27 protein-coding genes and 1 pseudogene are annotated in these 24,474 nt (G+C 73.8%); 15 read left to right on the top strand and 13 right to left on the bottom strand.

Features of this window, described 5'->3' with window-relative positions; translation table 11 throughout:
* Positions 1-411: 411 nt before the first annotated feature.
* Entirely contained in the window at positions 412-1,716 is a 1,305-nt protein-coding gene (locus ACFV0O_RS01035) for a hypothetical protein (protein WP_380334500.1), read from the top strand.
* A 32-nt stretch (positions 1,717-1,748) separates the two neighbouring features.
* Here the strand turns inward: ACFV0O_RS01035 and ACFV0O_RS01030 are convergent, their stop codons facing one another.
* Together ACFV0O_RS01030 and ACFV0O_RS01025 are read right to left on the bottom strand one after the other, a co-directional pair.
* Positions 1,749-2,051 carry a WhiB family transcriptional regulator gene (locus ACFV0O_RS01030; protein ID WP_380334498.1) on the bottom strand — a complete coding sequence of 101 codons (303 nt, stop codon included), beginning with the start codon at positions 2,049-2,051 and terminating at the stop codon, positions 1,749-1,751.
* Positions 2,052-2,204: 153 nt separating this feature from the next.
* On the bottom strand, positions 2,205-2,462 hold the full coding sequence (locus ACFV0O_RS01025) for a hypothetical protein (RefSeq protein ID WP_380334496.1): 258 nt from the start codon (positions 2,460-2,462) through the stop codon (positions 2,205-2,207).
* A gap of 239 nt (positions 2,463-2,701) precedes the next feature.
* Between ACFV0O_RS01025 and ACFV0O_RS01020 the strand changes: the two genes are divergently transcribed.
* From ACFV0O_RS01020 to ACFV0O_RS00990, 7 genes are all read left to right on the top strand, one after another.
* Positions 2,702-3,508: a hypothetical protein gene (locus ACFV0O_RS01020; RefSeq protein ID WP_380334494.1), complete on the top strand. Its 807-nt coding sequence runs from the start codon at positions 2,702-2,704 to the stop codon at positions 3,506-3,508.
* A 529-nt stretch (positions 3,509-4,037) separates the two neighbouring features.
* Positions 4,038-4,340 carry a hypothetical protein gene (locus ACFV0O_RS01015; protein ID WP_380334493.1) on the top strand — a complete coding sequence of 101 codons (303 nt, stop codon included), beginning with the start codon at positions 4,038-4,040 and terminating at the stop codon, positions 4,338-4,340.
* The gene (locus tag ACFV0O_RS01010; RefSeq protein ID WP_380334490.1) at positions 4,337-4,723 is read left to right on the top strand and encodes a hypothetical protein; all 387 of its coding nucleotides are present in this window, start codon (positions 4,337-4,339) and stop codon (positions 4,721-4,723) included. Before ACFV0O_RS01015 ends, ACFV0O_RS01010 begins: the two co-directional genes overlap by 4 nt.
* Positions 4,724-4,818: 95 nt before the next feature.
* Positions 4,819-5,355: an AAA family ATPase gene (locus ACFV0O_RS01005; protein ID WP_380334487.1), complete on the top strand. Its 537-nt coding sequence runs from the start codon at positions 4,819-4,821 to the stop codon at positions 5,353-5,355.
* Between the two features lie 115 nt (positions 5,356-5,470).
* Positions 5,471-5,854 carry a VOC family protein gene (locus ACFV0O_RS01000; protein WP_380334485.1) on the top strand — a complete coding sequence of 128 codons (384 nt, stop codon included), beginning with the start codon at positions 5,471-5,473 and terminating at the stop codon, positions 5,852-5,854.
* An 80-nt stretch (positions 5,855-5,934) separates the two neighbouring features.
* Complete coding sequence (locus ACFV0O_RS00995) at positions 5,935-6,300, top strand: nuclear transport factor 2 family protein (RefSeq protein ID WP_380334482.1); 366 nt, start codon at positions 5,935-5,937, stop codon at positions 6,298-6,300.
* Between the two features lie 170 nt (positions 6,301-6,470).
* Positions 6,471-6,881 carry a VOC family protein gene (locus ACFV0O_RS00990; RefSeq protein WP_380335361.1) on the top strand — a complete coding sequence of 137 codons (411 nt, stop codon included), beginning with the start codon at positions 6,471-6,473 and terminating at the stop codon, positions 6,879-6,881.
* Between the two features lie 129 nt (positions 6,882-7,010).
* Here ACFV0O_RS00990 and ACFV0O_RS00985 read toward each other — a convergent pair.
* Positions 7,011-7,253 (bottom strand): annotated as a pseudogene (locus ACFV0O_RS00985) (transposase); the annotation flags it as partial.
* A 76-nt stretch (positions 7,254-7,329) separates the two neighbouring features.
* A complete protein-coding gene (locus tag ACFV0O_RS00980; protein WP_380334480.1) occupies positions 7,330-7,587 on the bottom strand; it encodes a hypothetical protein in 258 nt (85 codons plus the stop codon).
* A 323-nt stretch (positions 7,588-7,910) separates the two neighbouring features.
* Here ACFV0O_RS00980 and ACFV0O_RS00975 point away from each other — a divergent pair, with 323 nt between their 5' ends.
* Positions 7,911-9,125 carry an alpha/beta hydrolase family protein gene (locus ACFV0O_RS00975; RefSeq protein ID WP_380334477.1) on the top strand — a complete coding sequence of 405 codons (1,215 nt, stop codon included), beginning with the start codon at positions 7,911-7,913 and terminating at the stop codon, positions 9,123-9,125.
* 173 nt (positions 9,126-9,298) lie between these two features.
* On the opposite strand, the gene ACFV0O_RS00970 is transcribed toward ACFV0O_RS00975, so the two are convergent.
* The 3 genes from ACFV0O_RS00970 to ACFV0O_RS00960 all read right to left on the bottom strand — a co-directional run bounded on the left by ACFV0O_RS00970 (position 9,299) and on the right by ACFV0O_RS00960 (position 11,553).
* Positions 9,299-10,270 carry a hypothetical protein gene (locus ACFV0O_RS00970; protein ID WP_380334475.1) on the bottom strand — a complete coding sequence of 324 codons (972 nt, stop codon included), beginning with the start codon at positions 10,268-10,270 and terminating at the stop codon, positions 9,299-9,301.
* Positions 10,267-10,617, bottom strand: coding sequence for a PadR family transcriptional regulator (locus tag ACFV0O_RS00965; protein ID WP_380334473.1), 351 nt, complete (start codon positions 10,615-10,617; stop codon positions 10,267-10,269). Before ACFV0O_RS00965 ends, ACFV0O_RS00970 begins: the two co-directional genes overlap by 4 nt.
* Before the next feature lie 186 nt (positions 10,618-10,803).
* The gene (locus tag ACFV0O_RS00960; protein ID WP_380334471.1) at positions 10,804-11,553 is read right to left on the bottom strand and encodes an SDR family NAD(P)-dependent oxidoreductase; all 750 of its coding nucleotides are present in this window, start codon (positions 11,551-11,553) and stop codon (positions 10,804-10,806) included.
* 89 nt (positions 11,554-11,642) lie between these two features.
* Between ACFV0O_RS00960 and ACFV0O_RS00955 the strand changes: the two genes are divergently transcribed.
* From ACFV0O_RS00955 to ACFV0O_RS00945, 3 genes are all read left to right on the top strand, one after another.
* A complete protein-coding gene (locus ACFV0O_RS00955; RefSeq protein WP_380334468.1) occupies positions 11,643-12,053 on the top strand; it encodes a winged helix-turn-helix transcriptional regulator in 411 nt (136 codons plus the stop codon).
* A gap of 73 nt (positions 12,054-12,126) precedes the next feature.
* Complete coding sequence (locus ACFV0O_RS00950; protein WP_380334465.1) at positions 12,127-12,552, top strand: SMI1/KNR4 family protein; 426 nt, start codon at positions 12,127-12,129, stop codon at positions 12,550-12,552.
* Positions 12,553-12,718: 166 nt separating this feature from the next.
* Positions 12,719-12,955: an amphi-Trp domain-containing protein gene (locus tag ACFV0O_RS00945; RefSeq protein ID WP_359965983.1), complete on the top strand. Its 237-nt coding sequence runs from the start codon at positions 12,719-12,721 to the stop codon at positions 12,953-12,955.
* A 29-nt stretch (positions 12,956-12,984) separates the two neighbouring features.
* On the opposite strand, the gene ACFV0O_RS00940 is transcribed toward ACFV0O_RS00945, so the two are convergent.
* The 4 genes from ACFV0O_RS00940 to ACFV0O_RS00925 form a co-directional block, all read right to left on the bottom strand.
* Positions 12,985-14,316 (bottom strand): RNA polymerase sigma factor, encoded by a 1,332-nt coding sequence (locus tag ACFV0O_RS00940; RefSeq protein ID WP_380334462.1) that lies wholly within the window; start codon positions 14,314-14,316, stop codon positions 12,985-12,987.
* Entirely contained in the window at positions 14,289-14,708 is a 420-nt protein-coding gene (locus ACFV0O_RS00935) for a YciI family protein (protein ID WP_380334459.1), read from the bottom strand. Before ACFV0O_RS00935 ends, ACFV0O_RS00940 begins: the two co-directional genes overlap by 28 nt.
* Before the next feature lie 232 nt (positions 14,709-14,940).
* Positions 14,941-16,212, bottom strand: a complete 1,272-nt coding sequence (locus tag ACFV0O_RS00930; protein WP_380334456.1) for a S8 family serine peptidase — start codon at positions 16,210-16,212, stop codon at positions 14,941-14,943.
* Between the two features lie 40 nt (positions 16,213-16,252).
* Entirely contained in the window at positions 16,253-17,056 is an 804-nt protein-coding gene (locus ACFV0O_RS00925) for a G1 family glutamic endopeptidase (RefSeq protein WP_380334454.1), read from the bottom strand.
* Between the two features lie 503 nt (positions 17,057-17,559).
* On the opposite strand from ACFV0O_RS00925, the gene ACFV0O_RS00920 reads away from it, so the two are divergent.
* From ACFV0O_RS00920 to ACFV0O_RS00910, 3 genes are read left to right on the top strand one after another with little or no spacing between them, the layout of a single operon-like run.
* A complete protein-coding gene (locus ACFV0O_RS00920) occupies positions 17,560-18,435 on the top strand; it encodes an alkaline phosphatase family protein (protein ID WP_360256255.1) in 876 nt (291 codons plus the stop codon).
* A gap of 2 nt (positions 18,436-18,437) precedes the next feature.
* The gene (locus ACFV0O_RS00915) at positions 18,438-19,778 is read left to right on the top strand and encodes an MFS transporter (protein ID WP_380334451.1); all 1,341 of its coding nucleotides are present in this window, start codon (positions 18,438-18,440) and stop codon (positions 19,776-19,778) included.
* A complete protein-coding gene (locus tag ACFV0O_RS00910) occupies positions 19,775-20,794 on the top strand; it encodes a TolB family protein (RefSeq protein ID WP_380334448.1) in 1,020 nt (339 codons plus the stop codon). The genes ACFV0O_RS00915 and ACFV0O_RS00910 overlap by 4 nt, the downstream gene beginning before the upstream one ends.
* Before the next feature lie 97 nt (positions 20,795-20,891).
* On the opposite strand, the gene ACFV0O_RS00905 is transcribed toward ACFV0O_RS00910, so the two are convergent.
* Together ACFV0O_RS00905 and ACFV0O_RS00900 are read right to left on the bottom strand one after the other, a co-directional pair.
* The gene (locus ACFV0O_RS00905; protein ID WP_380334446.1) at positions 20,892-21,881 is read right to left on the bottom strand and encodes a helix-turn-helix domain-containing protein; all 990 of its coding nucleotides are present in this window, start codon (positions 21,879-21,881) and stop codon (positions 20,892-20,894) included.
* Positions 21,882-22,118: 237 nt separating this feature from the next.
* The gene (locus ACFV0O_RS00900) at positions 22,119-23,942 is read right to left on the bottom strand and encodes a hypothetical protein (protein ID WP_380334443.1); all 1,824 of its coding nucleotides are present in this window, start codon (positions 23,940-23,942) and stop codon (positions 22,119-22,121) included.
* Positions 23,943-24,474 lie beyond the last annotated feature (532 nt).

Here is a 24,474-nt window from a genome sequence, read left to right as displayed (position 1 = left end):
GTCCACCTCACCCATCTGCCCGGCCCCGGAGGCGGGCCGCTCGCCTGCCGTCCCTCGACACTGTCGTGTAGTTGAACGCGAAACGTGCTCGCTTCTGTTCACCGTGCCACCGCCCAACTGTCCACCCGCCCGTCCACCCGCCCGTCCGCGCGGGCAGCCCGGCGGAGGACAGCGGGCAGCACCGGACGGCCCCGGCGCCCACACCACCAGGACCACTCGGACCGACACCCGGAATTCGCGCCCGTCCGGTTCAGTGGTGGCGTGGGCGGTTTCCCCAGCTCACCGGCGGGGCGGGCCGCCCGGGGCCGCGCCCGGACACCTCGGGCGCCGTCGGCACGTCCGGAACTGCCCTCCACGTACGGCAGTTACCCCGTTATAAAGGGACACGAAGGGGACCGAGGGGGTTTCAGCATGCAGGCGAGGCAACAGCCGGAGAAGGCCGGGCGTCCGCACCGCACCACGGGCCCGGCGCGACGGCCCGCCGCCGGGCCCGGCACGCCGCAGGCGGTGGCAGCCCTGCAGCGCGCCGGCAACGCGGCGACGGCGCGGGAACTCGCCGAGCAGCGGGGCGGCGCCGAACGGGACGACGGCCGGGCGGTGCCGGCCCTGCAGCGCGTCACGGGTGAGGGGCCCGGGAAACGCAGGGTCCGGCAGCAGGTGGACGCGACCAACGTGCTGCAGGTCTGCGAGGCCGCCACCTTCGACGGGGAGACCGTCAGGCCCGGCGCCCGGGCCGCCGCCCTGCGGAGCGTCGTCTGGGAGGGCCACTGGGCGGCGATCTCGGCGGTGTGCCGGAAACACAAGTACACCATCGCCGTCCGCGAGACCGGGGAGCACTCGATCCGGCGCATCGCGGAAGGCGCCAAGGCCAAGCCGCACACCATCCTGGAAAAGTCCGTCAAGCCCTCCTCGGTCCGCAAGAAGTACGGCACCGGTCCCGGGCAGGCAGCGGGCGACCCCGAGGCCGTCCTGCGCTGGCTGCAGGCACAGGACCTCGACGGCTTCGTCGGCCACTGGGACGCGCAGGGCCTGATCGGTGTCCGGATCGACAACCCGCCGCCGGAGCTCCTGGCCGAGGGGATCGTCGAGACCGGCGACCACCGCGAACAGTACGTGCCGCTCACCGTGGGCGTCGGCGACGGCGGCCCGGCGATGGCCCGGCTGAAGGCCTACCCGAAGTGGAAGCAGTACCTCTACACCGGCGACTACGACCTGCACGAGGTGTACTCCGCGCAGGGCGGCACCAACGGCGGCCAGATCGCCGAAGCCACCCCCGAGAAGGCCAAGCTGCTCGACCGCCTCAACGCCGGGATCGCCGGGAACTCCCGGGAGGAGGTGGTGCGCAGCGGCGCGACAGTCCTGCAGAACGGCAGGCTGCACATGGCGGCCGACTCCGATCACGCCATGTTCCAGCACGGCGACCAGGCCACCTACCGGATGAACCAGTACCTGGAGGCGCAGGACGCCGCCGAGGAGCAGGCCGCGCTGGAGGGCCAGGTCGCCCGGCAGGCGGCCCTGCTGGTGCGGGCCGTCGCCACGGAGACCGACGAGCCGCTGGCGTGGTGCCGCATGGGTCAGTGGTACGTGACCCGGAACCGCCAGGAACACGCGGCGCTGCGGACCCGCTGGCGGCTGGTCGTCCCCCACACCTGGGGCGCCGAGGAGGTGGACCGCACCGCCCGCGGCGGCTACCGCACGGCCCGCTACACCGACTGACGCCGACGGGCCCCACCCTCGCGGTCCCGCCGTCAGGCGAACGTGCGGGAGTGGCGCCGCCGCCGGCGCGCGAGCAGCACCCGGCGCTCGTCCTCCGTCAGACCGCCCCACACCCCGTAGGGCTCGCGGACGTCGATCGCGTACTGCCGGCACTGCGCCAGGACCGGGCAGCGGGCGCACACCGACTTCGCCATCTGCTCACGGTGCTTCGCGGCGGCCCCGCGCTCGTTGGTCGGGTGGAAGAAGACACTGCTGTCGACGGTGCGGCAGGCCCCCTCCACCTGCCAGGACCAGTGGTGCTCGAACGCTCCGGGCAGACGGGTTGTGTCGGACACAAGAGGTTCCTTCCGAACGAGCGGACGGTTTCCGCCCGCTCGTCTATCCCGATTCGCCGCTCACATGCCGCCCGCTGCCCCTCCGTTCGCCATCCGTTCCCCTCCGCTCCCCTCCGCCCGCCTCACGCGGCACGCGCGGCGAGCCCTCTCGGCTCAACCCGCGGGTGGTTTGGTGCCATTGGGCCACACACAGGGGGAGACGAATCCGATGGTCAATGTGGTGGTCCAGTCACCACCGTCGTCGATGGAGGCGGTGAAACCGTCCTTCGGGTTCTTGAAGAAGACGGCGTCGGAGCTGCTGCTGGTGACCTCGAACCCGGCCTTGAGCATGTGCGCGCGGAAGGCGTCGAAGACCGCGCCGTGCCGGTCGGCCGGGATGCCCCGCAGGAAGTCGGAGGTGACGACCATCATCCGGCCGTCCTCCTCCGAAGGGGCGTCGCCCTTGAAGCAATGTGGGCATCGTCAGCGAGCGCGGAGCACGACGCAGCCCCGTGGTTCGGCGCCCGTCCATGACTGCGCGAGACGTTCGGGGCGGGCGGGAACGACGCCCCTCCGGCTTGTCGCAGTTCTGTACCGGAACATGACGATCCGCTCCATGACGGGTGGCGGGTGGATATCGTCTGGCCGATCATCGCGATGGCGGGGGGCGCATGGACAGCGGGGCCGGGGCGAGAACGGCCGGGACGGACGAGACGGCCAGGACGGACGAGACGGACGAGACGGCGGCGCTGGCCTCACTGCGCTTCCTCTTGACGGCGTTCGCCGCTGTCGGGGTCTCCGTGATCGTGCTGGGGGCCCTGTTGTGGGCGCTGTTGTCGTGGAACGGACCGGACCCGACCGACACCGACGGCTTCGGGCGGTACCTGCAGGTCGCGGCGGTCTGGGCGGCCGGGGCGGGGATCGTCGGCCTGTGCGGGGCGCAGGTGCGCCGCGACGTCGGCGAGCGGTCGGGGACGGCCTGGCTGGCCTGGTGCGACCTCGGGATGGTGCTGGCGCTGCTGTGGCCGCTGCAAGTAGTGGCCGTCGCCGTCCTGTTCGTCGTACGGACCGCCGGCCGGGCCCGGTGGCTGCGGGGGTGCGCCGCGTCGGCCGGGGTGTGCCTGGCCGCTGTGGGATCGGCGTGGGGTGTCACCGGCTACGCGGCCGAGCAGCCGTGGACGTCCGACGGGCCGGCCGACCGGGCCGTCGTCGGCACCTGGAACGGCCCGGCCGGGGAGACCCTCGTCCTGCGGGCCGACGGCGGGTTCCGCTCCACGGCCGGGGCCGGGGCGGGGTACGACTGGTCCACGGGCGAGGGCCGTTGGCGACTGACCGACATGCTCGACCCAGGGGCGACACTGACCCTCGACTTCGCCGCCGGCGGCAGCGACGAGCTGGTGGTGTACGGGGCGCTGTCGCCGTCCACGCTGTGCCAACCGCTCGCCGAGGAGTGGTGCCGAACCTCCCTCCATCGGTGAGGACTTGACGGTCGGCGCGGACGGACGCAGGCGTGCGGCCGGGTCGAACGCACGGTCCGGTGGGACGTGTGCGTTCCATCGTCGGGGGCAACTCTTCACCGGGGACGGGGGTTTGAGGCGCACCGCGCGGTGACGACCGCACCGGCGGCCGGATCATCGGGGGATGGACCATGCCGTGAGTCCGCACCCGCCGCACCCGCCGCACCCGCCGCACCCGCAGACACCGTTCCCGCTGGTCCCGATTCCGGTGGTCCCACTCCCCGTACCGCCCCGGCCTCCGCACGTCCATCCGCCGCACTTGCCGACCTGGCCGACCTGGCCGCCCTGGCCGCCGCTGCCGACCGACTGCCCCACCCCCGCGCCCCCGGCGACGGACCCGCCGACGCCTTCGCCGACGCCTGCGCCCACGCCGCCCGCACCGGCGCCGTCGCACCCGGCGCCGACCACGGGGGCACCCCTGCCCGCACCCGCACCTGCACCCGCACCGACGCCGGGCCACGAGGTGGCACGGCCGACGACGCCGCGTGCCTTGCCCACCACGACGCCCGGCACGACACCCACCGTCACCCGCCCCGCGCCCGGCGCCGTCACCTCCCCATCCGCCGCCCCCCGAACGCCCGCCGCGCCGCCGCCCGCGCCCCTCCCGGTCGCCGACGCGACCGCCACCACCTCCGCGGTCGCCGCGCCGCCGCCCGTCGGGCCGGCCGGGCCCGTGGTGCCGGCCGTCGCGCCGTCCGTCTGGGCCACCGTCGTCGTCCTCACCGTTCTGCTGCCGGCCGCGCTCGCCGCCGTCGTCGGCCACCACCGTGCGCCCGTCAGGAGCCGCCGTTGAACCCCGGACCGCTGATCGCCGCCGTCGCCGCCGCGACCCTCGCCGCCGCTTCCCTTGCCGTGGCGCACCGGCTCCGCCCGCGCCCGCCCGAGGGTCAGCCGCCGCCCGAACCGCACGCCACGCTCGCCAGCATCGGCTCCGGGCTGCTCTCCGGATTCACCCTGCTCACCGGCTTCCTGATCGCCACCGGCTGGGCCGCCCACAGCACCGGCATCACCCCGCCGGGCGGCCTGTACGTGGCCGACCTCGCGGCGGGCGCGGCCGTTCTGCTCTACCCGTCCCTGGCCGGACTGCCGTTCACGCCGCGGTACGTGACGGCGGTCTGCCTGTTCGGCCTGCTGGTCGGCTACACGATGGCGCTGGCGGTCCAGCTCAGGCCGTAGGCCCGGTGGTGGCGGACCGTGGTCGCCGTCACCGCCGCGACCGTCACCGCCGCCGTGCCGGTGTGGCGGGGGCGCGGCGGGGGCACGGTCCCGGCATGACGGGAAGTGCGGAGACCGTGTTGATCGTGGTGCGGGGCCCGAGCGGCGCCGGGAAGTCGAGCATCGCCGCACGACTGCGCGCCGCCTACGGGCGGGGCATCGCCGTCGTCGCCCAGGACGTGTTGCGCCGCACCGTGTTGCGCGAACGGGACGTGCCCGGCGGCGCCAACGTCGGGCTGATCGACGTGGTGGCACGGCACGCCCTGGACCACGGCTTCCACGTCGTGGTCGAGGGAATCCTCCACACCGGGCACTACGGGCCGATGCTGACCCGGCTCGTCGCCGACCACCGGGGGCGCAGTCATCTGTACTACCTCGACGTCGACTTCGACGAGACGGTGCGCCGGCACGCCACCCGCCCGTGGGCCGCCGAGGTCTCCCCGCAGGACATGGCCGGCTGGTACCGGCCGCACGACTTCCTTCCCGATGGCCTGGAACACGTCATCGGCCCGGACAGCAGCCTGGACGCGAGCGTCGAGCGGATCCTCGCCGACAGCGGCCTCGTCCCACCCGGCTGGACACCCCGCCCCTGAGCCTTCCCCGCACCCGGGTGCGGGAGGGACCCGGGCGCAGGAACGTCCGACCGCGCGAACGCCCACGTCCGCAACCCGGTGGCGTTCGACGCGAAGATCGGGAAGACTCGCGCGCATGGTCTCGGTATTGCAGAACGTGGCGATCGACTGCACAAATGCCTACGAGTTGGCCCGGTTCTGGAGCAGGGTGACCGGCCGCCCGGTGGATCCGGAGGACGGACCGGGCTCGGAGGAGACCCAGGTCCTGCTGGCGGAAGGCCCGGTGCTGTACTTCCACCAGGTGCCCGAGCCCAAGACGATCAAGAACCGGGTCCACCTGTGCCTGCGCCCCGACACCTCCCGCGACCACGAGGTGGAGCGCCTGCTGGGCCTCGGGGCCACCCTCGTCGGCGATCACCGCAACCCCGACGGTACGGGCTGGGCGGTCCTCGCCGACCCCGAGGGCAACGAGTTCTGCGTCCTGCGCAGCGAGTCCGACCGGGCCGCCGCGCACGCCTGACGCGGCAGCGGCACGCCGCGTCCGTCCGTCCGGGTACCCGCCCGTCCCCTCCTGTTCCGGCCGAACCCAGGGAGATCCGCATGCACGGCAGCCCCGCGAGCGTCGTCGAGGAGGCGTTCCGCTGCTACCGGTCGCAGGACGTCGACGCCGCCCTGCCCCTGTACGCCGACGACTTCACGTTCACCAGCCCGCAGGACGACCACATCGACAGGGCCGCGTTCTTCCGGCGCTGCTTCCCCACCGCCGACCGCTTCCGGGAGCAGCGGCTGCTGCACGTCACGCCCGCCGGCGACGGAGACGGTGCACGCGGTGAAGGCGGTGAACTCGTCTTCGTCCACTACGAGTACGAACTCACCGCCGGTGGCCGGTACCGCAACGTCGAGGCGGTCACGGTACGGGACGGCCTGATCCGCGAGGTGCAGGTCTTCTTCGGCGGCCGGGTCTGAGCGGCTCCGCCGAAGTCCGCTGCTGATCCGCATCTGCGGTACAAACCTGGCCGCCCCTGGTGAACGGGGTCTGGGGGCGAAGCCCCCAGGAACGCTCTGTTCCCGCACCTCAGCGGAGCTGCTCAGGGCCTGTCTCGAAGTCGGGTGTGAGCTTGTGGAAAGATCACGGGATGCTGCGACTCACCGATTTCATTATCGACTGCCCGGACACGATGAAGCTGGCGGCTTTCTACTCCGAGGTGACGGGCCGTCCGATCAAGGAAGGCAGCTCCGAGGACTGGGCTGGCATCCAGTTCGGCGAGATCGAGCTGGCATTCATCCGGGTGGACGACTACCGGGCTCCGCAATGGCCCGACAGCGAGCACCCCAAGCAGTTCCACCTCGACTTCGAAGTGGACGAGATCGAGTCCGAGCAGCACCGCGTCCTCGACCTCGGCGCGACGCTCAGGCAGGACTTCATCGGCCCCAACGGCTACGGCTGGCAGGTCTACACCGACCCGATCGGCCACCCCTTCTGCCTGTGCCGCAACAAGGGCGTCATCTGGACCGACCAGGGCCCGATCTGGCCCAAGCACGACTAACGCGGCTTTGGTGAAGTTGGCTGCTGATCCTTCGATGCGTGTCCGTTGACGGTTCAGGGCTCGGTCGACTGCGGTGCCGACCGCTCCAGCGGTGGTGTGGACACGCTCGGGGTAGTCCTCGTACTTCGCCGAGCGCCACACCCGCTCGATGTCGTTCAGCTCGGGGCTGCGAGGCGGGAGGTAGAAGAGTTCGACGCCGATGGCGGCCAGTTCCTCGCGGCGCCCTTTGAAGACCCGGGCCACGTGTGCGGAGGCGTTGTCCAGGACGACCGTGCACGGCCGTACCCGTGTGAAGCCCGTGGGAGGCCCGTCCAGTGCGGCTGCCCCGCCGGGCAGGCGGGCCAGGCTCGTGCACACCAACTCCAGCAGCATGACCGCGTCGATCTTGCCGCAGGCCCTCTCCCAGACCAGATCGGAGTGCGCTCCCACGCACAGCGCCCGAGGACGTTCACGCGCGGTCCTTCTTGTCCTCGCGCGGCACGACGGCCCGCTGCCCTGCCCGTGACCAGGTGTATCCGGTGGGCATGGTCGGAGCGAACCCGCTCTGGTCGAGGAAGTACAGGTCCCTTACGGTCAGGCCCCGCCCCATCAGCCGTGTGCACTCCAGACGCAGTCTGGCACCCGGCGCGAGATCACGTGCCCGCAGACGCTCACGCACCTCGCGTCCCTGATCAGAGGTCAACTCCACACGCAAGATCTTCGGCATGGGCAGCCCCTCCCTGCCCTGCCTCATACCCGAACCGCAGCCCACATCACCGAGACCGCTTGGTGCAGCGCGCGAAGATCCTTCGGGGGTTCATGCGGCTCTGAGTGGGCTGCCGTCGTAGGTCCAGCGGTAGGGCTTGGCGTCGTGTTCGTCGTAGGCCAAGACGAAGGTGGCGCTCGACGATGCCGGCGAAGGGAACCCGGCGCCGCACGACATACTCCCGGCGGATTACTCCGGTACCTCGCGGGGGGTACGAACGACACCGGAACGTTTACATCCGTGAGCCGATTCGATGCGGAGCTGCGGAACCTAGCGTCGATCCCATGAAACGCAATCGCCGTATCAGCGCTGTCGCGGTGCTGGCGCTCGCCGCCCTCGTCACCGGAACCGGCGCCGGGTTCGCCGCCACGACCACACCGTCGGCCACACCGGTGGCCACGCACGCGTTCGACACCGCACCGGCCACGGCCGCGGCCACCGCGCCCACCCGGTCCTTCCAAGGCACGCTCCCCGCGCCGACCGGCCCCTACGCCGCCGGCGAGGACGTCATCCACCTCACCGACGCGAGCCGTCCCGACCCGTGGGTGCCGTCATCCGGCCCCCGCCAACTGACCGTCACGATGGTCTACCCGGCCGTCCCCGGGACCGGGACTCCGGCCCCTTACATGACCCTCGGCGAGGCAGCCGGAATCATCGAGCACCGGAAGCTGCCGGCGAGCTCCGGCGTCACCCCACAGACCCTTTCCGGCGTCACCACCCACGCCTTCGACGGCGCGCGGCCGCAGCGCGGCAGGTATCCGCTGGTGGTCCTCTCACCCGCGTCCGAGAACCCGCGCATGATGCTCACCGCGCTCGCGACCGACCTGGCCAGTCACGGTTACGTCGTCGCGCTCGTCGGCCACACCTACGAGGACACCGGCGAAACGCTGGAGAACGGCCAGACGCCGCCGTGCGCGATCTGCGATCACCCGGAAGCGATCGACTTCGACGCCGAAGCCGCCAGCCGCGCGCTGGACGTGTCCTTCGTGATCGACCAGTTGACGCATGGCAACACCGCGTGGCGCCTGGCTCACCTCATCGACAAGCACGAGATCGGCATGGCCGGACACTCCCTCGGCGGAGCGGCGGCCGCCGCCACGATGATCGCCGACCCGCGAGTACGGGCCGGAGTGAACATGGACGGCTCCTTCCACCCGGCCCCGATGCCCGGCCAGATCAACCGGCCGCTCCTCATGCTGGGCGTGACCGACAGCCACTCGGTCGGCGGCACCGACACCACGTGGGGGCAGACCTGGGCCGCCCTCGGTGGCTTCAAGAAGTGGCTGACGGTCGCCGGCGCCGACCACTTCAGCTTCGACGACGGGGACGTGCTTCAGGAGCAGGCCGGGTTCCCGACGCCGCCCCTCTCCCCGGAACGCGGGGTGGTGATCACCCGCGAGTACGTGACAGCGTTCTTCGACCGGACGCTGAAGGGGATCCGCAGTCCGCTGCTGGACGGCCCTTCGCCGAACAATCCGGAAGTACTCTTCCAGTACTAGCGTTGATCCTTCGGGGGTTCGGCGGCTTCCCGGTCGAGTGCTCCACGGCCCGCTCCGCCTCCTCCACCACCTTCCCGGCCTCCCCCGCCCGGCCGTGGGTGAGCAGCCGGCGCGGGCTCCCGGTCCGGCCGGGCCGGACGCGGGGACGGTGCCGCCGGCCCGGCCCGGAGGGCTCAGCGGCGCTGCGGGTCGGCCCGTCGCAGCAGCCTGTCCGCCAGCCGTACCGCGACGAACGCGACCGCGAACCCGGCGCCGTACAGCACCCCGAGCCGCAGGACGACGGGCAGGGCCGTGGAGGAGCCCAGCAGCCCGGGGGTGATCAGGGGCGGCACGGCGAGGACGGCCGTGGTCAGGGCCGAGGCCCGGATCGTGCGGGCTGTGCAGGCGACGGCGGCGCCGGTGGCCACCGGGCCGACGAGGACGAAGCTGTCGAGGTGGACCACGTTCCCGAAGCCGTCGGTCAGGTCGAGGACGACGCCCGAAGCCGTGATCGCGACGGCGAGGACCCACGGTACGGCGGGGCCCGGTCGCGTCGTGCGGTCGGGCGGGGCGATCAGCAGGACGAGGGCGTTGAGCACGAGGACCGCCGAGTCGCGGGTGCCGATGCCGTAGAAGACGGTGGCGTCCGCCACCGTGCCGAGCAGGTCGGGGCGGGCGAGGAGGTGGATCAGTGGCGCCGTCACGACGGTGACCACGGCCAGGGTCCGCGCCGCCGTCCAGCGGCCGAGCAGGACCGCGAGCGTCATCAGTGCCGCCGGGGCGAGCAGCGCGGCCGCCGCGGCCAGGGGGCCGAACCGCTGCGCCCCGGGGGCCCAGAACACCTGGAAGGAAGGGTCGGTGACCATCATGACGGCCCACCAGAGGTGCACGGCCGCGTACGTGCCGGCCAGCACCGCGGCGAGCGGGGCCGCGGTGGCCAGGGCCCGGCCGGTCGGCCGGTGGGAGACCAGGCCGAAGCGGACCCGGGCGCCGTGCCCGGCCACGTCGGCGACCTCGCGTAACCCGGCGAGCGGGGTCGCGGTGCGGACGCGGTGTTCGGCGTGGTCGGCGAGTTCGGCCAGCGCGGCGGCGTCGTAGGAGGCCGGGTAGAGGGCGAGGGCCCGGCGCAGCAGGCGGGCGTTCGCCGAGGTCCGGTCCGCGGTCATGCCAGGCCTCCCGCGAGTCGGTTGCGGCTGGTCGCGAGACGCCGGTCGGCCTCGCGCAGGGTGGCGCGCAGCCGCTCGCTCTCCTCCGTGAGCGCCTGCGTGCCGGCCGGGGTGAGGGCGAAGACCCGCCGGGGGCGGCCGTCGACGGTCTCCTCCCGCTCGATCCGGATCAGCCCCTCGGCGAGCAGCCGGTCGAGGGTGCCGTACAGGCTGCCGGCGCCGAGCCGTACCCGGCCGTCCGAGATCGCGGCGACTTCGTCACCGAGGGCGTAGCCGTGCCGCGGTCGGTCGGCGAGCGCGGTCAGCAGGAGGAAGGTGGGCTCCTGCATGGAGCGTTTCTTCGTCATGCCGACACCATAGTACGGTCACCGTAGTGTCAGGCAGGGGTTCGGTTGACTTCCCGTCAACTCCTCTTCGCCGAGGGCCGCCTGCACACCTCCACCGCTCGCCCCCGGACCCGCCCGCCCGGCCTGCGAGCCGGGCGAGCGGAGCGTGGCCGGGCGGGCGGAGCCCGTGGCCGGACGGGCGGGGCGTCAGCGCATGCCGCCGGACGCGAGGATGACGTCCCCGGTGATCCAGCGCGCGTCGTCGGAAGCCAGGAAGGCCACCAGCGGGCCGTAGTCGTCCGGCGTGCCCGTTCGGCCCAGCGGGGTGCCGGCGATCGCCTCCGCCTCCTGCGCCGAGCCGCGGAACCCCAGGGCCCTGGTGCCCTCGGTGTCCGAGGGGCCGGGCATGATCGCGTTGACCCGGATGCCGCGCGGGCCCAGTTCCTTGGCGGCGACGATGGTGAACGCGTTGACCGCGCTCTTGGAGGCGACGTAGAGCGAGGCGTACGGCGGGTGGGTGAGCGTGCCCGCCGTCGAGACGTTGATGATCGACGCGGCGCCGATGTCGTCCTGCGCGGCCAGGGCCTGCGTGGTGAGGATCGTGCCCAGCAGGTTCGTGGTCATCTCCCGCTGGAACTCCTCCTCGGTGATGCCCGACAGCGGCGCGAAGGCGACGACGGCCGCGTTGTTGACGAGCACGTCGACCGGTCCGTACGCCTCGCGCGCCCGGTCGAACAGTCGGCGCACGTCGTCGCCGCGGCCCACGTCCGCCCGGACCGCGACGGCCCGGCCGCCGTCGGCGGTGATGCCCGCGACGACCCGTTCGGCGCCCTCCCGATCGTCCCGGTAGTTCACCACGACGGCCGCGCCGGTCCGGGCCAGCGCCTTGGCGATCCCCGCGCCCAGGCCCTTCGATGCGCCCGTGACGATCGCCGTACGTGCGTTGTTGCTGCTCACAGTGGCTCCTCGAACGTTGGTTCCGTGGAGATCACCGTAGGAAAGCTCATTACTGACGGGAAGTACCTACTTTTTTGTAAGCTCCTTTCATGACGGAAACAGCGCAGGTCGCGACGGCCGCCCGGCTCCTGGCCCACGACACCTTCGACAACAAGTGCGCGCTCAGGCCGATCATGGACCAGACGACGAGCCGCTGGGCGACACTGATCATCTCGGCCCTCATCGCCGGCCCGCACCGCTTCGCGCAGCTGCACCAACGCGTCGGCGGCATCAGCCAGAAGATGCTGTCGCAGAACCTCAGGGCACTGGCCCGGTCCGGGCTCGTCGCCCGCGACGTCGCACCCACCAACCCGCCCCAGGTCACCTACAGCCTCACCGAACTCGGCGTCGGCCTGGCCGGACCGCTGACCGAACTCATCCAGTGGTTCGGCCGGCACGGGGAGCAACTCCTCACCGCCCAGGAGCACTACGACCGTCAGCAGGCGTCACCGGACGCGTGACGGGCGGGGCCGTGGCGTACCCGGTGGCCCCGTCCGGGTTGGGGCTCGGGCCGGGGTTTGGCACACTCACCCCATGTGGCGCGAACTGATCCTTGAGGTGGCACCGATCGCCGAACTCGGTGCCCCGGCCGACGAAGCCTCCCTGCACGCGGTCGCGGAGGTCCTGGGCCAGCCCCTGCCGGCGGACCTCGCGGCCCTGCTGCGCGAGTGCGACGGGCTGTCCTACGAAGGTCTGGACGTGGTCTGGAGCGCCCGGCGCATCGCACGGGACAACGCCGAGTTCCGCAACGCCCCGGACTTCGCGAGCCTCTACATGCCCTTCGAGCCGTTGATGTTCTTCGGGGACAACGCCTCCGACCAGTTCGCCTTCGTCCGCACGCCCGCGCGGGACGAGGTCTTCGTCTGGGACCACGAGACGGACAGCCGGTTCATGGCCACCGGGAACCTGCGGCAGTACCTGGAGCGGGCCCTGCGCGAGCGCGGGGACTGGTACCGCTAGCCGTACTGCCCCGCAGGTCGGTCGCCGGGCCGACGGCGGTCGCCGGGCCGATGGCGGTCACCGGGCGGACGGCGGTCACCGGGCCGATGGCGGTCGCCGGGCCGATGGCGGGGAGCGGCGTGAGAATGGGCCGTGCCCGCTGTTCGCGTCGGCCCGGGAGGCAGTCGTGAAGGACCTGGAGTTCGAGCAGAAGCGCACGCTGTCGCGCGCCGAGGCCGCCGACCAGCTCGAAGCGCTGGCGGCGGCACTCAGGCGCGGGGGCCAGGCCGAGCTGGAGCTCGGGCCCGGGAAGCTGACCCTGCGGATCCCGGACGAGCTGGAGACCGAGATCGAGGTCGAGCTGGGGGACGGCAAGATGGAACTGGAGATCGAGCTGTCCTGGCACACCGGCCAACCGGACTGACCCGGCCGGCCGGACCGACCGCGCGGCCCTCACCCCAGGGCGGCCGCCTTGCGCAGCAGCACCGACCGTTCGCGGGTGTTGCGGCACAGGCGGGCGGCGAGTTCCAGTTCGGCCCGGGCCTCGGCGGTGCGGCCGAGGCGGGTCAGCAGTTCGCCGCGCACGGTCGGGAGCAGGTGCGACCCGGAGAGGCGGCCGGAGGCGGCCAGGTCGTCGACCACGGTCAGCGCCTCCCCCGGCCCGTCCGCCATGGCGACGGCCACGGCCCGGTTGAGGTCGACGACGGGTGACGGCGCCACCCGGCCGAGCGCCTCGTAGAGGAGCACGACGCGGTCCCAGTCGGTCTCCCGCACCGAGGGCGCGGTGGCGTGGCAGGCGGCGATGGCGGCCTGCAGTCCGTACGGTCCGAGGCCTCGCCCGAGAGTGGCGGCCCGGCCGAGCGCGGCCAGGCCGCGGCGGGTCGCCGAGCGGTCCCACCGGCGGCGGTCCTGGTCCTCCAGGAGTACCGGCTCGCCGTCGGGTCCGGTGCGGGCGGGGAAGCGCGCGGCGGTGAGTTCGAACAGCGCGAGCTGGCCGTGCACCTCCGGCTCGGCGGGCAGCAGGGCGGCCAGGGTCCGGGCCAGCCGGACGGCCTCGTAGGCGAGGTCGGGGCGCAGCAGGTCGTCGCCGGCCGTCGCCGTCGAGCCCTCCGTGAAGATCACGTACAGGACGCTCAGGACGGCGCCGAGCCGCGCGCGCCGGTCCTCGGGCGGCGGCAGTTCGAACGGGACGCGAGCGGCGGCGATGGTCTTCTTCGCCCGGGTGATCCGGGCCTGGACGGTCGGGGTGGGCACCAGGAAGGCGCGGGCGATCTCCTCACTGGACAGGCCGCCCACGACGCGCAGGGTGAGGGCCACCCGGGCCTCGGCCGGGACCACCGGGTGGCAGGCGGTGAACACCAGCGCGAGGACGTCGTCGTCGACCCGGTCGGGGTCGTAGGGCGGGTCGTCGGGCCGCTCGGGCGCGGCGGCCGCGCCCGAGCTGAGGTCGCCGTCGGCGAGCGGCCCGGCGAGCACGGCGTACCGCTCGTCGAGGGCCGCCTTGCGGCGGAAGGCGTCGATGGCCCGCCGCCGGGCGGTCGCCAGCAGCCAGCCCACCGGGCTGGCCGGCTCGCCGTCGCGCGACCAGGCGACGAGGGCCTCCGCCAGCGCCTCCTGGGCGACGTCCTCGGCGAGCGCGAAGTCCCCGGTGTAGCGGGCCAGCGCGCCGACGATCCGTGCGGACTCGATCCGCCAGACGGCCTCGACGGCCCGCCGCGCCGGCTCGGCGACCGGCGGGCCGTCGGCGGCCCCGGACGTCACAGCTGGCCGGTCCGCTCGCGCCACGCCCGCTCCTTGATGATCCACTCGTTGTCCTGCGGGAACTCCTCGATGCCGGGCACCCGGCGGACCTCGCACTTCGAGCCGGGGACCGCCGGGAGCCGCTTGGCCCACTCGACGGCCTCCTCCTTGGTGGCGACGTCGATCAGGTAGAAGCCGCCGAACAGTTCCTTCGTCTCACCGTACGGCCCGTCGGTGACCACCGGGGTCTCCCCGCCGAAGTCGACCACGACGCCCTGCGACGGGTCGTCCAGCCCCTCGGCGGCGACGAGCACGCCCGCCCGGATCAGCTCCTCGTTGAAGCGGCCCACCGTTTCGAGCATGTCCTCGAAGGGCGTCTCCATCATCTTCGCGACGGACTCGTCCGTGCCCCGCATGATCAGCATGTACTTCGCCATGGTCGGTCTCCTTGTCCGGGGGGTCGTTCCTCGACCCTCTCAGTCCCAGGTCGAACGGCGCAGCCGCGGATCGACACGGTCGAGCGACCCGGGTGAGATTTTTTCGGATTCCTTCCCCGACGGGCGCTCCCGGCCCCCGTGCGGGGAGGCGGCGGGGGCGGGAGCGTCCGTCGAGCGGCGGAGGGCCGGTGCAGGCCGGGTGCGGACCGGGTGCGCGTGTCAGCCGTGCGTGTCAGCCGCGGAAGGCGGCGGTGCCGGCGGGGGTGCCGAGACCGGTGGGGCCGTCGTAGCCGGGGCCGGCGGTGCAGAAGTAGGCCGGGCTGCAGGATCCGTTGGTGCCGGTGGTGACGTCGTTGAGCGCGCCGGGGTGGGCGTAGGGGAAGGAGGCGGGGTTCGAGCCGGCGCCGGGGGTGCCGGCGTCGGCGTAGACGCCGGTGATGATCGGGGTGGCGGCGCTGGTGCCGCCGAAGGTGCTCCAGCCGTTCCGCTGGTAGCTGTCGTAGACGGCCAGACCGTGGCCGGGGTCGGCGGCGGCGGAGACGTCGGTGGCCATCCGGTGGTGGCAGCCGGTGTCCTTCTGCCACGCGGGTTTGGCCTCGTAGGCGGAGCAGCCGGAGCCGGTGCCCTCGCCGGGTTTCGTGTTCCAGGCGCTCTCGCTCCACCCGCGGCTGTTGCCGGCCCGGACGAGGGAGGTGCCGCCGACGGAGGTGGCGTAGGGGGAGCTGGAGGGGTAGCCGACGCCCCAGGAGTAGTCCCAGTCTCCGCTGCCGGCGACCATGGCGACGCCGGGGTGGTCGTAGTAGTCCTTGTCGTAGGTGGGGTCGTCGGCGGATTCCTTGAAGATGTAGCTGTTGGAGACGAACTTCGCGCCGAGGGCGACGGCCCGGTTGACGGCGGCGCCGATGTCGGAGATCTTCGCGCTGTTCGCCTCGACCAGGATGATCTTCGCGTTCGGGGCGGTGGCGGAGACCAGGTCGAGGTCGAGGGAGTCCTCGGCGCCCTGGTTGACGCTCGCGGGGGAGGGCAGCGGGCTGGTCCGGCCGTCGGAGTCGACCTTGCGGAAGCAGCCGTTGTCGGTACTGCAGGCGGGCAGGCCGTACTGCTGGCGGTAGGTGGCGAGGTCGCTCTCGGCGTCGGGGTCGTCGTAGGCGTCGATGACGGCGATGGTCTGGCCGGAGCCTCCGTCGGAGGGCAGGCGGTAGGCGGACCGGAGGTCGGCGGGCCCGTAACCGGCGGGGGCGGCCGATCCCTTGGCGACGGCCGGTCCGGTGGGGGTGTCGGCTTCCAGGACGTCGCAGCCTGCGGTGGTCTCGGTGGGGGCGGCGCACAGCTGGTGCCAGGGCCGGTGGGTGGCGGCGGACGGCACGGCGTGGGCGACGGGGGAGGTGGCGAGGGCGGTCAGGGCCAGGGCGGCGGCGGACCACGGGGCCCGGCGGGGGGCGCGGTGGCGCGGGTGGCGGTCGGTGGGGGTGCGGTGGCGCGGGGTCCGGTGGTGGGCGGTCATCGTCGGTTCCTCACTGGTCGGTTGGGCGGGGCCGCGGGGATCAGGAGTGCTTCCAGGTGTCGGTGAAGGAGTCGCCGCCGCCGGACAGCGGGCCGGGCACGGCCTCGGTGACGCCGTTGCGGGCCATGGTCACGGTGGCCGCCGAGGCGGCGGCCAGGGTGCGGCCGTCGACGGCGGCGTGGGTGAAGGTGACGCTGCCGAAGTCCGCCAGCGGCTGGCGGGAGCCGTTGCGGTTGGGGGCTTCGGCGATCACTTCGGCGCTGCCGTTGGTGGCGCCGCCGTAGCGGGGGAAGGACTTGGTCTCGGTCCAGCCGAGGGTTTCGTCGGTGAGCCGGGCGGTGTAGTCGTCGTGCGTGCGGTCGTAGGTGACGGAGGCGGTCATGGTGTCGCCCGGCCGCACGGCGTCGCGGTAGGGGGACTCCGGGTCCGGGTAGTTCTCCCACCAGGCGAAGTAGCGGGGCGTGGCGTTGACGGCGGTGCACTCGGCCTGGGTGCCGGTCTGTTCGACGGTGCTGGTGCCCTGGCCGTCGAGGCCGACCCAGACGGACACCGCGCCGACGGCTGCGCAGGTGATCCGGGGCTGGGTCCAGGTCGCGGTGACGGAGTGGTGGGTCGAGCCGGTGGCCGCGTAGCCGGACCAGTTGCCGGAGGTGATGCCGGAGGTGATGCCGGCGCGGGAGGCGGCGGGCGTCCTCGCGGGGGTAGAGACTGCGGAGGCGTCCGCAGGGGTGGAGCCGGCGGCCGCCGCGGCGGCCGGCGGTGCGCAGAGCAGCAGTGCGCAGGCGGCGGCGAGGGAGCGGGCGTAGGAACGGGGGCGGGTGCGTGCCGTGGCGCGACGGGGCATGAGGGGGCTCCTCGGGAGGGGGGAGGGGCCGGCCCCGAGGGGGGCGGGCCGTGATGGGACGAGAGTGTCGTCCGGCATCGCAGAGGTGGTCAACGCCTTTGGAATTCCTGGTGGTTGACGGTTCGGACCAGCCTCCCGAGGGCCGCCCGCGGGGCCGCTGAGCTGCGGCGCGGGGTGCGCCCCGGCCCGCGGGGCGGGCAATTCTGTGGATTCGCCAGTCGAGTGGCCCGAAGGCCCCGGGACGGAGCAGCCGCACTGGGGAATCCACAGAATTGGCCGCCGCTGCGGGACCGGGATCCGGCCGTCGGCCCGTCACCGCAGGCCTGCGACATCCACACAGTTGACGGCCGCTTGACAGCAGGAACTCACCCGCCACTCAGGGGTGTTGACGCCCCATCGGTGCTGCGGGACGGTCGACCCCTGCCGACGGCCCGGCGCGCCGCACCCGGTGCGTCCGCCGTCCGCACCACACCCCCAACCCCCACCCCTCCCCGGAGACAGGCATGCCCTTCCCCACAGCCCGTTCCCGCACCACGCTCGTCCTGGCCGCGGCGGTGGCCGGCGCGACCGCGGCCGCCGCGCTCACGGCCGGTACCACCGCCTCGGCCGCCGCCACCCTCCCCGCGCCCGACCACATCGTCGTGGTGATGCTGGAGAACCACGCCTACGGGCAGATCATCGGCAGCTCCGACGCCCCCTTCCTCAACTCGCTCGCCACCGGAGGCGCCCTGCTCAAGGCCTCGTACGGGATCACCCACCCCAGCCAGCCGAACTACTTCGCGGTGTTCTCCGGCAGCACCCAGGGAATCACCGACGACTCCTGCTACTCCCCCGGCTTCAGCAAGGCGCCCAACCTGGCGACCGAGCTGAGCGCGGCCGGAAAGAGCTGGGGCAGCTACAGCGAAGCCCTGCCCAGCCAGGGGTCCACCACCTGCAGCAGCGGCAACTACGCCCGCAAGCACGCCCCCTGGGTGGGCTTCGGCAACGTCCCCGGGTCCACCGCGCACACCTTCGCGCAGTTCCCCTCGGACTACGGCAAGCTGCCCAAGGTCTCCTTCGTCATCCCCGACCTCTGCAGCGACATGCACAACTGCTCGGTGGGCACCGGGGACTCCTGGCTGAAGAACAAGCTGGGCGGCTACGCCTCCTGGGCCAGGAGCCACAACAGCCTGCTGGTCGTCACCTACGACGAGGACGACCGCAACAGCGGCAACCACATCCCCACCCTGATCTACGGGCAGCCCGCCAGGGCGGGTGCCACCAGCAGCACCTCGTACAACCACTACGACCTGCTGCACACCCTGGAGGACCTGGCCGGCACCGGCGCGCACGCCGGCAAGTCCGCCTCGGCCACCGACATCACCGGCGTCTGGAACTGACCGTGTACCTCGCGGACAGCCGTCACACCCCGGCGTCCGACGCCGCCCCGGCCCGACGGCCGGGGCGGCCCGCTCGGATCGCCACCACCGTGCTGGCGCTCGGGACCGTCAGCCTCGTCACGGACGTCTCCTCCGAGATGGTCACCGCCGTGCTCCCGATCTACCTGGTCACCACCATGGCCGTGTCCCCCCTGGGGTTCGGCGTCCTGGACGGCGTGTACAACGGCGCGACCGTCGTGGTCCGGCTGCTCGGCGGGCTGCTCGCCGACCGGCCCGGCCACCGGCCCGGCGGGTACGGCACCGACGGCCAGCGGCCCGGCACCGACGGCCACGGCACCGACGGCCACGGGCGGCACAAGGCCGTCGCGGCCGCCGGGTACGGGCTCTCGGCGCTGTGCAAACCGGCACTGCTGCTCGCCCGCACCACACCGGTGCTCGGCCTGGTCCTCGCCGTGGACCGGGCCGGCAAGGGGCTGCGCACCGCCCCGCGCGACGCGCTGATCTCCCTGTCCACCCCGCCCGAGCGCCGCGCCCGCGCGTTCGGCGTGCACCGGGCGATGGACACCGCCGGGGCGCTGGCCGGACCGCTGCTGGCCTTCCTGATCCTGCGCGCCGCCCCGGGCGGCTACCACGCGGTCTTCACGGTCAGCGCCTGCGTCGCGGCGCTCGGCGTCCTGGTCCTCGTCCTGTGCGTGCCCGCCCGCCCCGGTGGCACGGTCGGCGGCGTGCTCCCGCTGCCGGCCGGACGGCCCGTCGCCCGGCTGCTGCGCCTGCCCGGCCTGCGCCGGGTCTGCCTGTGCGCGGCCCTGCTCGGACTCGCCACCCTCAGCGACTCCTTCGTCTACCTGTTCGCCCAGCGGCGCCTGGGCCTGCCGGCGGGCTGGTTCCCGCTGCTGCCGCTCGGCACGGCCGCGGTGTACCTGCTGCTCGCGGTCCCGCTGGGCACGGCCGGTGACCGGTACGGCCGGCGGCGGGTGTTCGTCCTGGGGCACCTGGCCCTGCTGTCCGGGTACGCCGTCCTGCTGCTGCGCCCGGCCGGCGGGCTGCCGGTCGCCGCGGTCGTCCTCACCCTGCACGGCGTGTTCTACGCGGCGACCGACGGGATGCTCGCGGCCGCCACGGCCGCCGTCGTGCCCGCGGCGCGGCAGGGGGCCGGCCTGGCGCTGGTGGGCACGGGCCAGGCCGCCGGCCGCTTCGGCTGCTCGCTGGCGGTGGGGGTGCTGTGGGCGCGGTGGGGGGACGGCGCGGCACTGGCGGCGATGACGGCCGCGCTGGCCGGGGCGGTGGCCGTGGCGGCGTGCGTGCTGCGGCCGGGCCCGGCGCGCGGGGAGGAGGCCGCGTGAGCGGCGGACGCAGGTTCCTGGTCCTGCTCGCGGCGGTCGCGCTGCTCGCGGCGACCGGCACGCTGGCGGTGCTGCACGCCGCCGGGCAGGCCCGCGGCGCCCGGGCGGACGGGCCGCCGGTGCGGGCCGGGACGGTGACGCTCGGCGCCCAGCCGGACGGCCCCCGCCTGGTGTTCCGCAGCATGACCTGGGGCCCCGACCGCGACGAGCTGGCCTCCGTCCCGCTCGGGCAGCCGGACGACACCCGCACCGCGGCGTCCGCCCCCACCTGTCTGCGCTTCCACGCGGCGGCGGGCACCGGGATCTGCCTGCAGGCGGTGCACGGGCTGGTCCAGGACGGCTACCGCGCCGTGGTCCTGGACGCGGCCCTGCACGAGGTGCGGCACTACGACCTGGCCGGGATCCCGACCCGGGCCCGGGTGTCGCCCTCGGGACACCTGGTGGCGTGGACGGTCTTCCTCAGCGGGGACTCCTACGCCGGCGGCTCCTTCTCCACCCGCACCTCCGTCCTGGACACCCGCACCTGGACGCTCCAGGAGAACCTGGAGGACGACGCCGTCACCCTCGACGGCGCGCCCTACCGCTCCCCGGACGTCAACGTCTGGGGCGTGACCTTCGCCGACGACGAACGGTTCTACGCCACCGTGGCCACCGGCGGCCGCACCTACCTGGCCGCCGGCGACGTCACCCGCCGCACGCTCACCACCGTGCACGGCAACGTCGAGTGCCCCTCGCTGTCCCCCGACGGCACCCGGATCGCGTACAAGAAGCGCGTGCCCGGCCTGCCCGACGACGCGCCCTGGCGGCTGTACGTGCTGGACCTGCGGACCATGGCGGAGAGCGCGACCGCCGAGCAGCGCGACGTCGACGACCAGGCGCTGTGGCTGGACGGGCGGACCCTCGCGTACGCGCTGCCGAGCGACGACGGCACCGACGTGTGGAGCGTCCCGGCCGACGGCTCCGGGGCGCCCGCCCTGCTGGTGCGCGCCGCCCTGGCACCGGCCGTCGTCCGCTGACACCATCCGTCGACACACCTGACGGATCGTCACCAACCCTTCGGCGGGCCGTCGGCACGAGCGACGGCCCGCCGAAGGGCGCTCCCGGCCGGGGTGGTCAGCCGGCCCGCGGCGGCACCGGCGCGAGGTCCTCGTTCCACTCCCAGGACAGCCCGTAGATACCGGGGGTGACGTCCGGGAACACGGCACAGGCGTGGCCGGCCGGGGAGACCCTCAGCTGCTCGTCACTGGACGGCGGCGCGTCGTGCTGCGGGCGCCAGAGCGCGGCACACCCGGCCGGGAGGTCCGCCGGGTCGAAGCGCGCCCGCAGGACCAGGTTCTTCCCGGGGAAGCGCACCATGCGCTGGTAGCGGGTGGCGACCTGCTCCGAGGGATAGGCGTAGCTGTACTCGACGACCGTGCACTGCCCCGGCCCGAGCACCAGATCGAGGAGTAACTCCGCTGCGGCCAGGCCGCGTTCGCGGTCCACCCGGCGCCGCCCGAGTCGGCAGCCGACCAGGCCGGAGAGACCGAGGTCGGCGCCGGCGGACATCTCGGGCTTGGCCTGGGTGAGCAGGATCAGCCGGTCGGCGCCCGCGGCCAAGGCGCGGACCACCTGCACGACGTCCACCCGGCGCTCCTCCCGCCGCGCGCCGATGTGCACGTCGACCCGGGTGTGCAGGGTTTCCACCCGGGCGTTGGTGCGCGGGTCGAGGTCGGCCAGGACGCCCTCCACCGCCGGATCACCGAAGGTGCTGGCGTAGTCGAGCGAACCGGGGACGTGTTCCACCCAGCGTCCGCGCGGGCGGCGCGGGCCGAGCAGGACGACCAGTTCGTCCCGGTGCAGGCCCAGCACCTCCTCCAGCACCCGCACCGCCGCCAGCGAGTCGGGCCGTTCGGGTCTGCTGCGGCCGCGCTGCCAGTAGCTCAGGCTGGAGACGCTGACCTGGACACCGCGGCGGTCGAGACGGCGCTGGATCCCCTCCAGGCTCAGCCCGCTGTCGCGGATCGCCGTGCGCAGCGCGAGGTCGAACGGCCCGGTGCGCAGGGCCTGGAGGAGTTCGGGGCGGCGCGCGGGGCCGACGGGCCGAAAGGGTGGACCGGGCACGGTGTCCTCACTCTCCCCGGGGACCGCTGCCGGGCGGCGGTCGTACCGGCGGAGTCCCACGATGGCAGCGAAATCTACCGCCGGAGGGCGCCGCGGGAGCCCCTGATCGCAGATCCTTCACCTCCTCCGCCCGGCCGGGGGCGCCGACCGCCCCGGGGTACGTCCCCGCGGCGGTCGGTCGCCGTCAGCGGCGGCCGTCAGGGCCGGGCGGGCGCCGTCACGGCCGGGCGGGCGCCGTCACGGCCGGGCGGGCGCCGGATCCTGGACGCGCCCCTGCAGTTGCCTGGACAGCTCCGCGACGCAGGCCGCGAGCTGCCCGGTCGTCAGCTGCCCCGGATCACCACCGCACCCGCCCGTCGGGGCCGACGCGCCGGGTGCCGGGGCCGGGGTCGCGGTCGGTGCCGGTGCTGGTGCCGGTGCCGGCTGGCCGCCGCCGGGCGGGGTGATGCTGCCGTTCAGCGACACCAGGTTGGGCGTCACCGTGGCATCGCCCGACAGGTCGATGTAGTCCTGGGTCTGCCCGTTGAAGTCCACGAAGCCGCGCCACATGTCCCGGCCGAACGGGACGAGTTCCTGCAGCGCGCCGCCCTGCCCGGCGCTGATGGTGATCGAGGTCTGCTGCGCCATGTACGACACCATCCGGCCGGCCAGCACGTCCAGGTTCACCGACGGGGCGTCGTCGCCGCGCACGTACACGTGCAGTTCGTTGAGGCCGCCGCCGGCCCGGTCGGCCTGCAGCACGGCGTACCCGACCACCAGCTGCGAGGAGCTCTCCCGCGGTACCAGCGGCGTCACGTAGTACAGGTGGCCGTCGGCCTTCGAGCGGAGCAGGAACTCACCCGGGTTGCCGGCGTTGGTCGCCGCCGAGGTGTGGTCGTAGCCGAAACCGCGGTCGTCCTTGGCGCCGCGCCCGCCGAGCCACTGCACCTCGTGGATCTGGTCCCGGACGACCGAGGCCGGGTACACGGCGCCGGGCAGTTCACCCGGGGCGACCTCCGCCCGGTACGTGACGGCCGGCCGGCCGTCGGGCGAGCCGCGCAGGACCAGCACCCCGGCCGGTTCCAGCACGGTGCGCTGCCGCCAGCCGATCTGCCGCGCCACCGAGACCACCACCACCGGCCGGGCGGTACGGGGGTCGGCACCGTCGCAGTAGCCCCAGATGTCCTGGTCGCTGTAGACCAGTTCGGGGAACCGCTCGGCGAGCAGGTTGCGCAGGCTGACCGCCCCCGAACCGGCGAAGGCCCGGCCGAACGCGTGGTCGCCGCGGAACGCGCAGGTGGCCACCGAGTTCGAGCGGCCGTCCCAGACGGCGACGCCCTCCATCGGCTGCTCGCCGGAACCGTCCAGGACGGCCGTCCACACGCCGCCGCCCCGCGAGGCGTCGGGCAGGTAGTGCAGGCTGTGCCCCATCAGGTGGACACCGGAGGTCAGGCCGGCGCTGTCGGTGAGGGCCTTGGTCGCCGCCGCGTACGAGGCGGTGCGCGCCTCGAAGTCGAAGTCCGGCATCGGCGCGGTCTTCACGCAGGCCGGCACGTCCGCGGTGCCCACCAGGTCGCAGCGGACGCCGTCCCCCGGGCGGGTGTGCTCGGTCACCGGCAGCACCGAACGCGGCGTGCCCGCACCGCCCTCCGGGACGTCGAGCACGGTCGCCGCCGCGTAGAAACGGCCCGCGTCCTTGTCGTCGTCCCACAACCCGGTGCCCACCCGCACCAGCGAACCGACCACCGCCAGCACCGTCACCACCAGCGCCAGGCGCACCCACCGGCCGCCGAACCCGGCCCCGGACTCCCCCGCGACGTACACCACCGCGCCCACCGTGCCGCACAGCCCGACCGCGGCCCAGATCCAGAACAGCGGCGTCGCGTCCAGGACACCGCCGTGCGGGAACAACTCCTGCTGGAGCAGCAGCACGTAGCTCTGGTCCTGCTGCCCGAAGCCACCGAACGCGAAGTGCTTGACCAGCCACACCACGACCGCGACCAGCGGCATCCACAGCCACCAGACGGCCAGCGCCACCAGCCCGTTCCGCACCACGCTCCGACGGACGTCACGATCCGTCATCCGCGCCCCCTCTCCTCCGCCTGCCGGCCGCTCCCCGCCGCGCGCTCCCCGCGCACGGCCCCGCCCCGGAGGCGGGCTCCGATGCTACGCGCCGGGCGACCCCGCCGGCCGGGAATACGCACACCCCAACCACCAACCAAGGAAAGGTCCTTGACGTCGGCGGGGGTACGGAACGGCGAGCCCGGGGCGGAGCGGGCGCGCCGTCCGGAGGTCGCCGGACCGGATCCGCTCCTCGTCCGGCTCCACGGCGAAGACGCCCGGCCTCCGGACGAACTCCTCGCCCGGCACGCCGTCACCGCCGACGGCCGTCCAGCCGGTGAGGATCCGCTGCGGGCTCCGCGCGACTGTCGGGTTGCCACGGCCCGGCAGGAGGTCGGCCGGTGGGCCTCGCCGGTCGTCGTGGGCGAGCGCAAGGCCGCGCCGGTCGTGGTCGGCAAGCGGGAGGTGCAGGTGTGTACGACGGGCCCACGGCAGGCCCACGACGGGCGCACCCACCGGCCCGGCGACGGGGACCGGCCGGGCGACCGGGCGT

Origin of the sequence: Kitasatospora sp. NPDC059577 (assembly GCF_042735475.1) — a bacterium.
Lineage (GTDB): Bacteria > Actinomycetota > Actinomycetes > Streptomycetales > Streptomycetaceae > Kitasatospora.
Note: the sequence above shows the minus strand (reverse complement) of the source record. Positions and strands in the feature narration are given on the sequence as shown.

Coding starts and splice junctions, on each gene's coding strand:
- ACFV0O_RS01035 (WP_380334500.1), top strand. CDS start 412: ATGCAGGCGAGGCAACAGCCGGAGAAGGCCGGGCGTCCGCACCGCACC.
- ACFV0O_RS01025 (WP_380334496.1), bottom strand. CDS start 2,462: ATGATGGTCGTCACCTCCGACTTCCTGCGGGGCATCCCGGCCGACCGG.
- ACFV0O_RS01020 (WP_380334494.1), top strand. CDS start 2,702: ATGGACAGCGGGGCCGGGGCGAGAACGGCCGGGACGGACGAGACGGCC.
- ACFV0O_RS01005 (WP_380334487.1), top strand. CDS start 4,819: ATGACGGGAAGTGCGGAGACCGTGTTGATCGTGGTGCGGGGCCCGAGC.
- ACFV0O_RS01000 (WP_380334485.1), top strand. CDS start 5,471: ATGGTCTCGGTATTGCAGAACGTGGCGATCGACTGCACAAATGCCTAC.
- ACFV0O_RS00995 (WP_380334482.1), top strand. CDS start 5,935: ATGCACGGCAGCCCCGCGAGCGTCGTCGAGGAGGCGTTCCGCTGCTAC.
- ACFV0O_RS00990 (WP_380335361.1), top strand. CDS start 6,471: ATGCTGCGACTCACCGATTTCATTATCGACTGCCCGGACACGATGAAG.
- ACFV0O_RS00980 (WP_380334480.1), bottom strand. CDS start 7,587: ATGCCGAAGATCTTGCGTGTGGAGTTGACCTCTGATCAGGGACGCGAG.
- ACFV0O_RS00975 (WP_380334477.1), top strand. CDS start 7,911: ATGAAACGCAATCGCCGTATCAGCGCTGTCGCGGTGCTGGCGCTCGCC.
- ACFV0O_RS00970 (WP_380334475.1), bottom strand. CDS start 10,270: ATGACCGCGGACCGGACCTCGGCGAACGCCCGCCTGCTGCGCCGGGCC.
- ACFV0O_RS00965 (WP_380334473.1), bottom strand. CDS start 10,617: ATGACGAAGAAACGCTCCATGCAGGAGCCCACCTTCCTCCTGCTGACC.
- ACFV0O_RS00955 (WP_380334468.1), top strand. CDS start 11,643: ATGACGGAAACAGCGCAGGTCGCGACGGCCGCCCGGCTCCTGGCCCAC.
- ACFV0O_RS00950 (WP_380334465.1), top strand. CDS start 12,127: ATGTGGCGCGAACTGATCCTTGAGGTGGCACCGATCGCCGAACTCGGT.
- ACFV0O_RS00935 (WP_380334459.1), bottom strand. CDS start 14,708: ATGGCGAAGTACATGCTGATCATGCGGGGCACGGACGAGTCCGTCGCG.
- ACFV0O_RS00930 (WP_380334456.1), bottom strand. CDS start 16,212: ATGACCGCCCACCACCGGACCCCGCGCCACCGCACCCCCACCGACCGC.
- ACFV0O_RS00925 (WP_380334454.1), bottom strand. CDS start 17,056: ATGCCCCGTCGCGCCACGGCACGCACCCGCCCCCGTTCCTACGCCCGC.
- ACFV0O_RS00920 (WP_360256255.1), top strand. CDS start 17,560: ATGCCCTTCCCCACAGCCCGTTCCCGCACCACGCTCGTCCTGGCCGCG.
- ACFV0O_RS00900 (WP_380334443.1), bottom strand. CDS start 23,942: ATGACGGATCGTGACGTCCGTCGGAGCGTGGTGCGGAACGGGCTGGTG.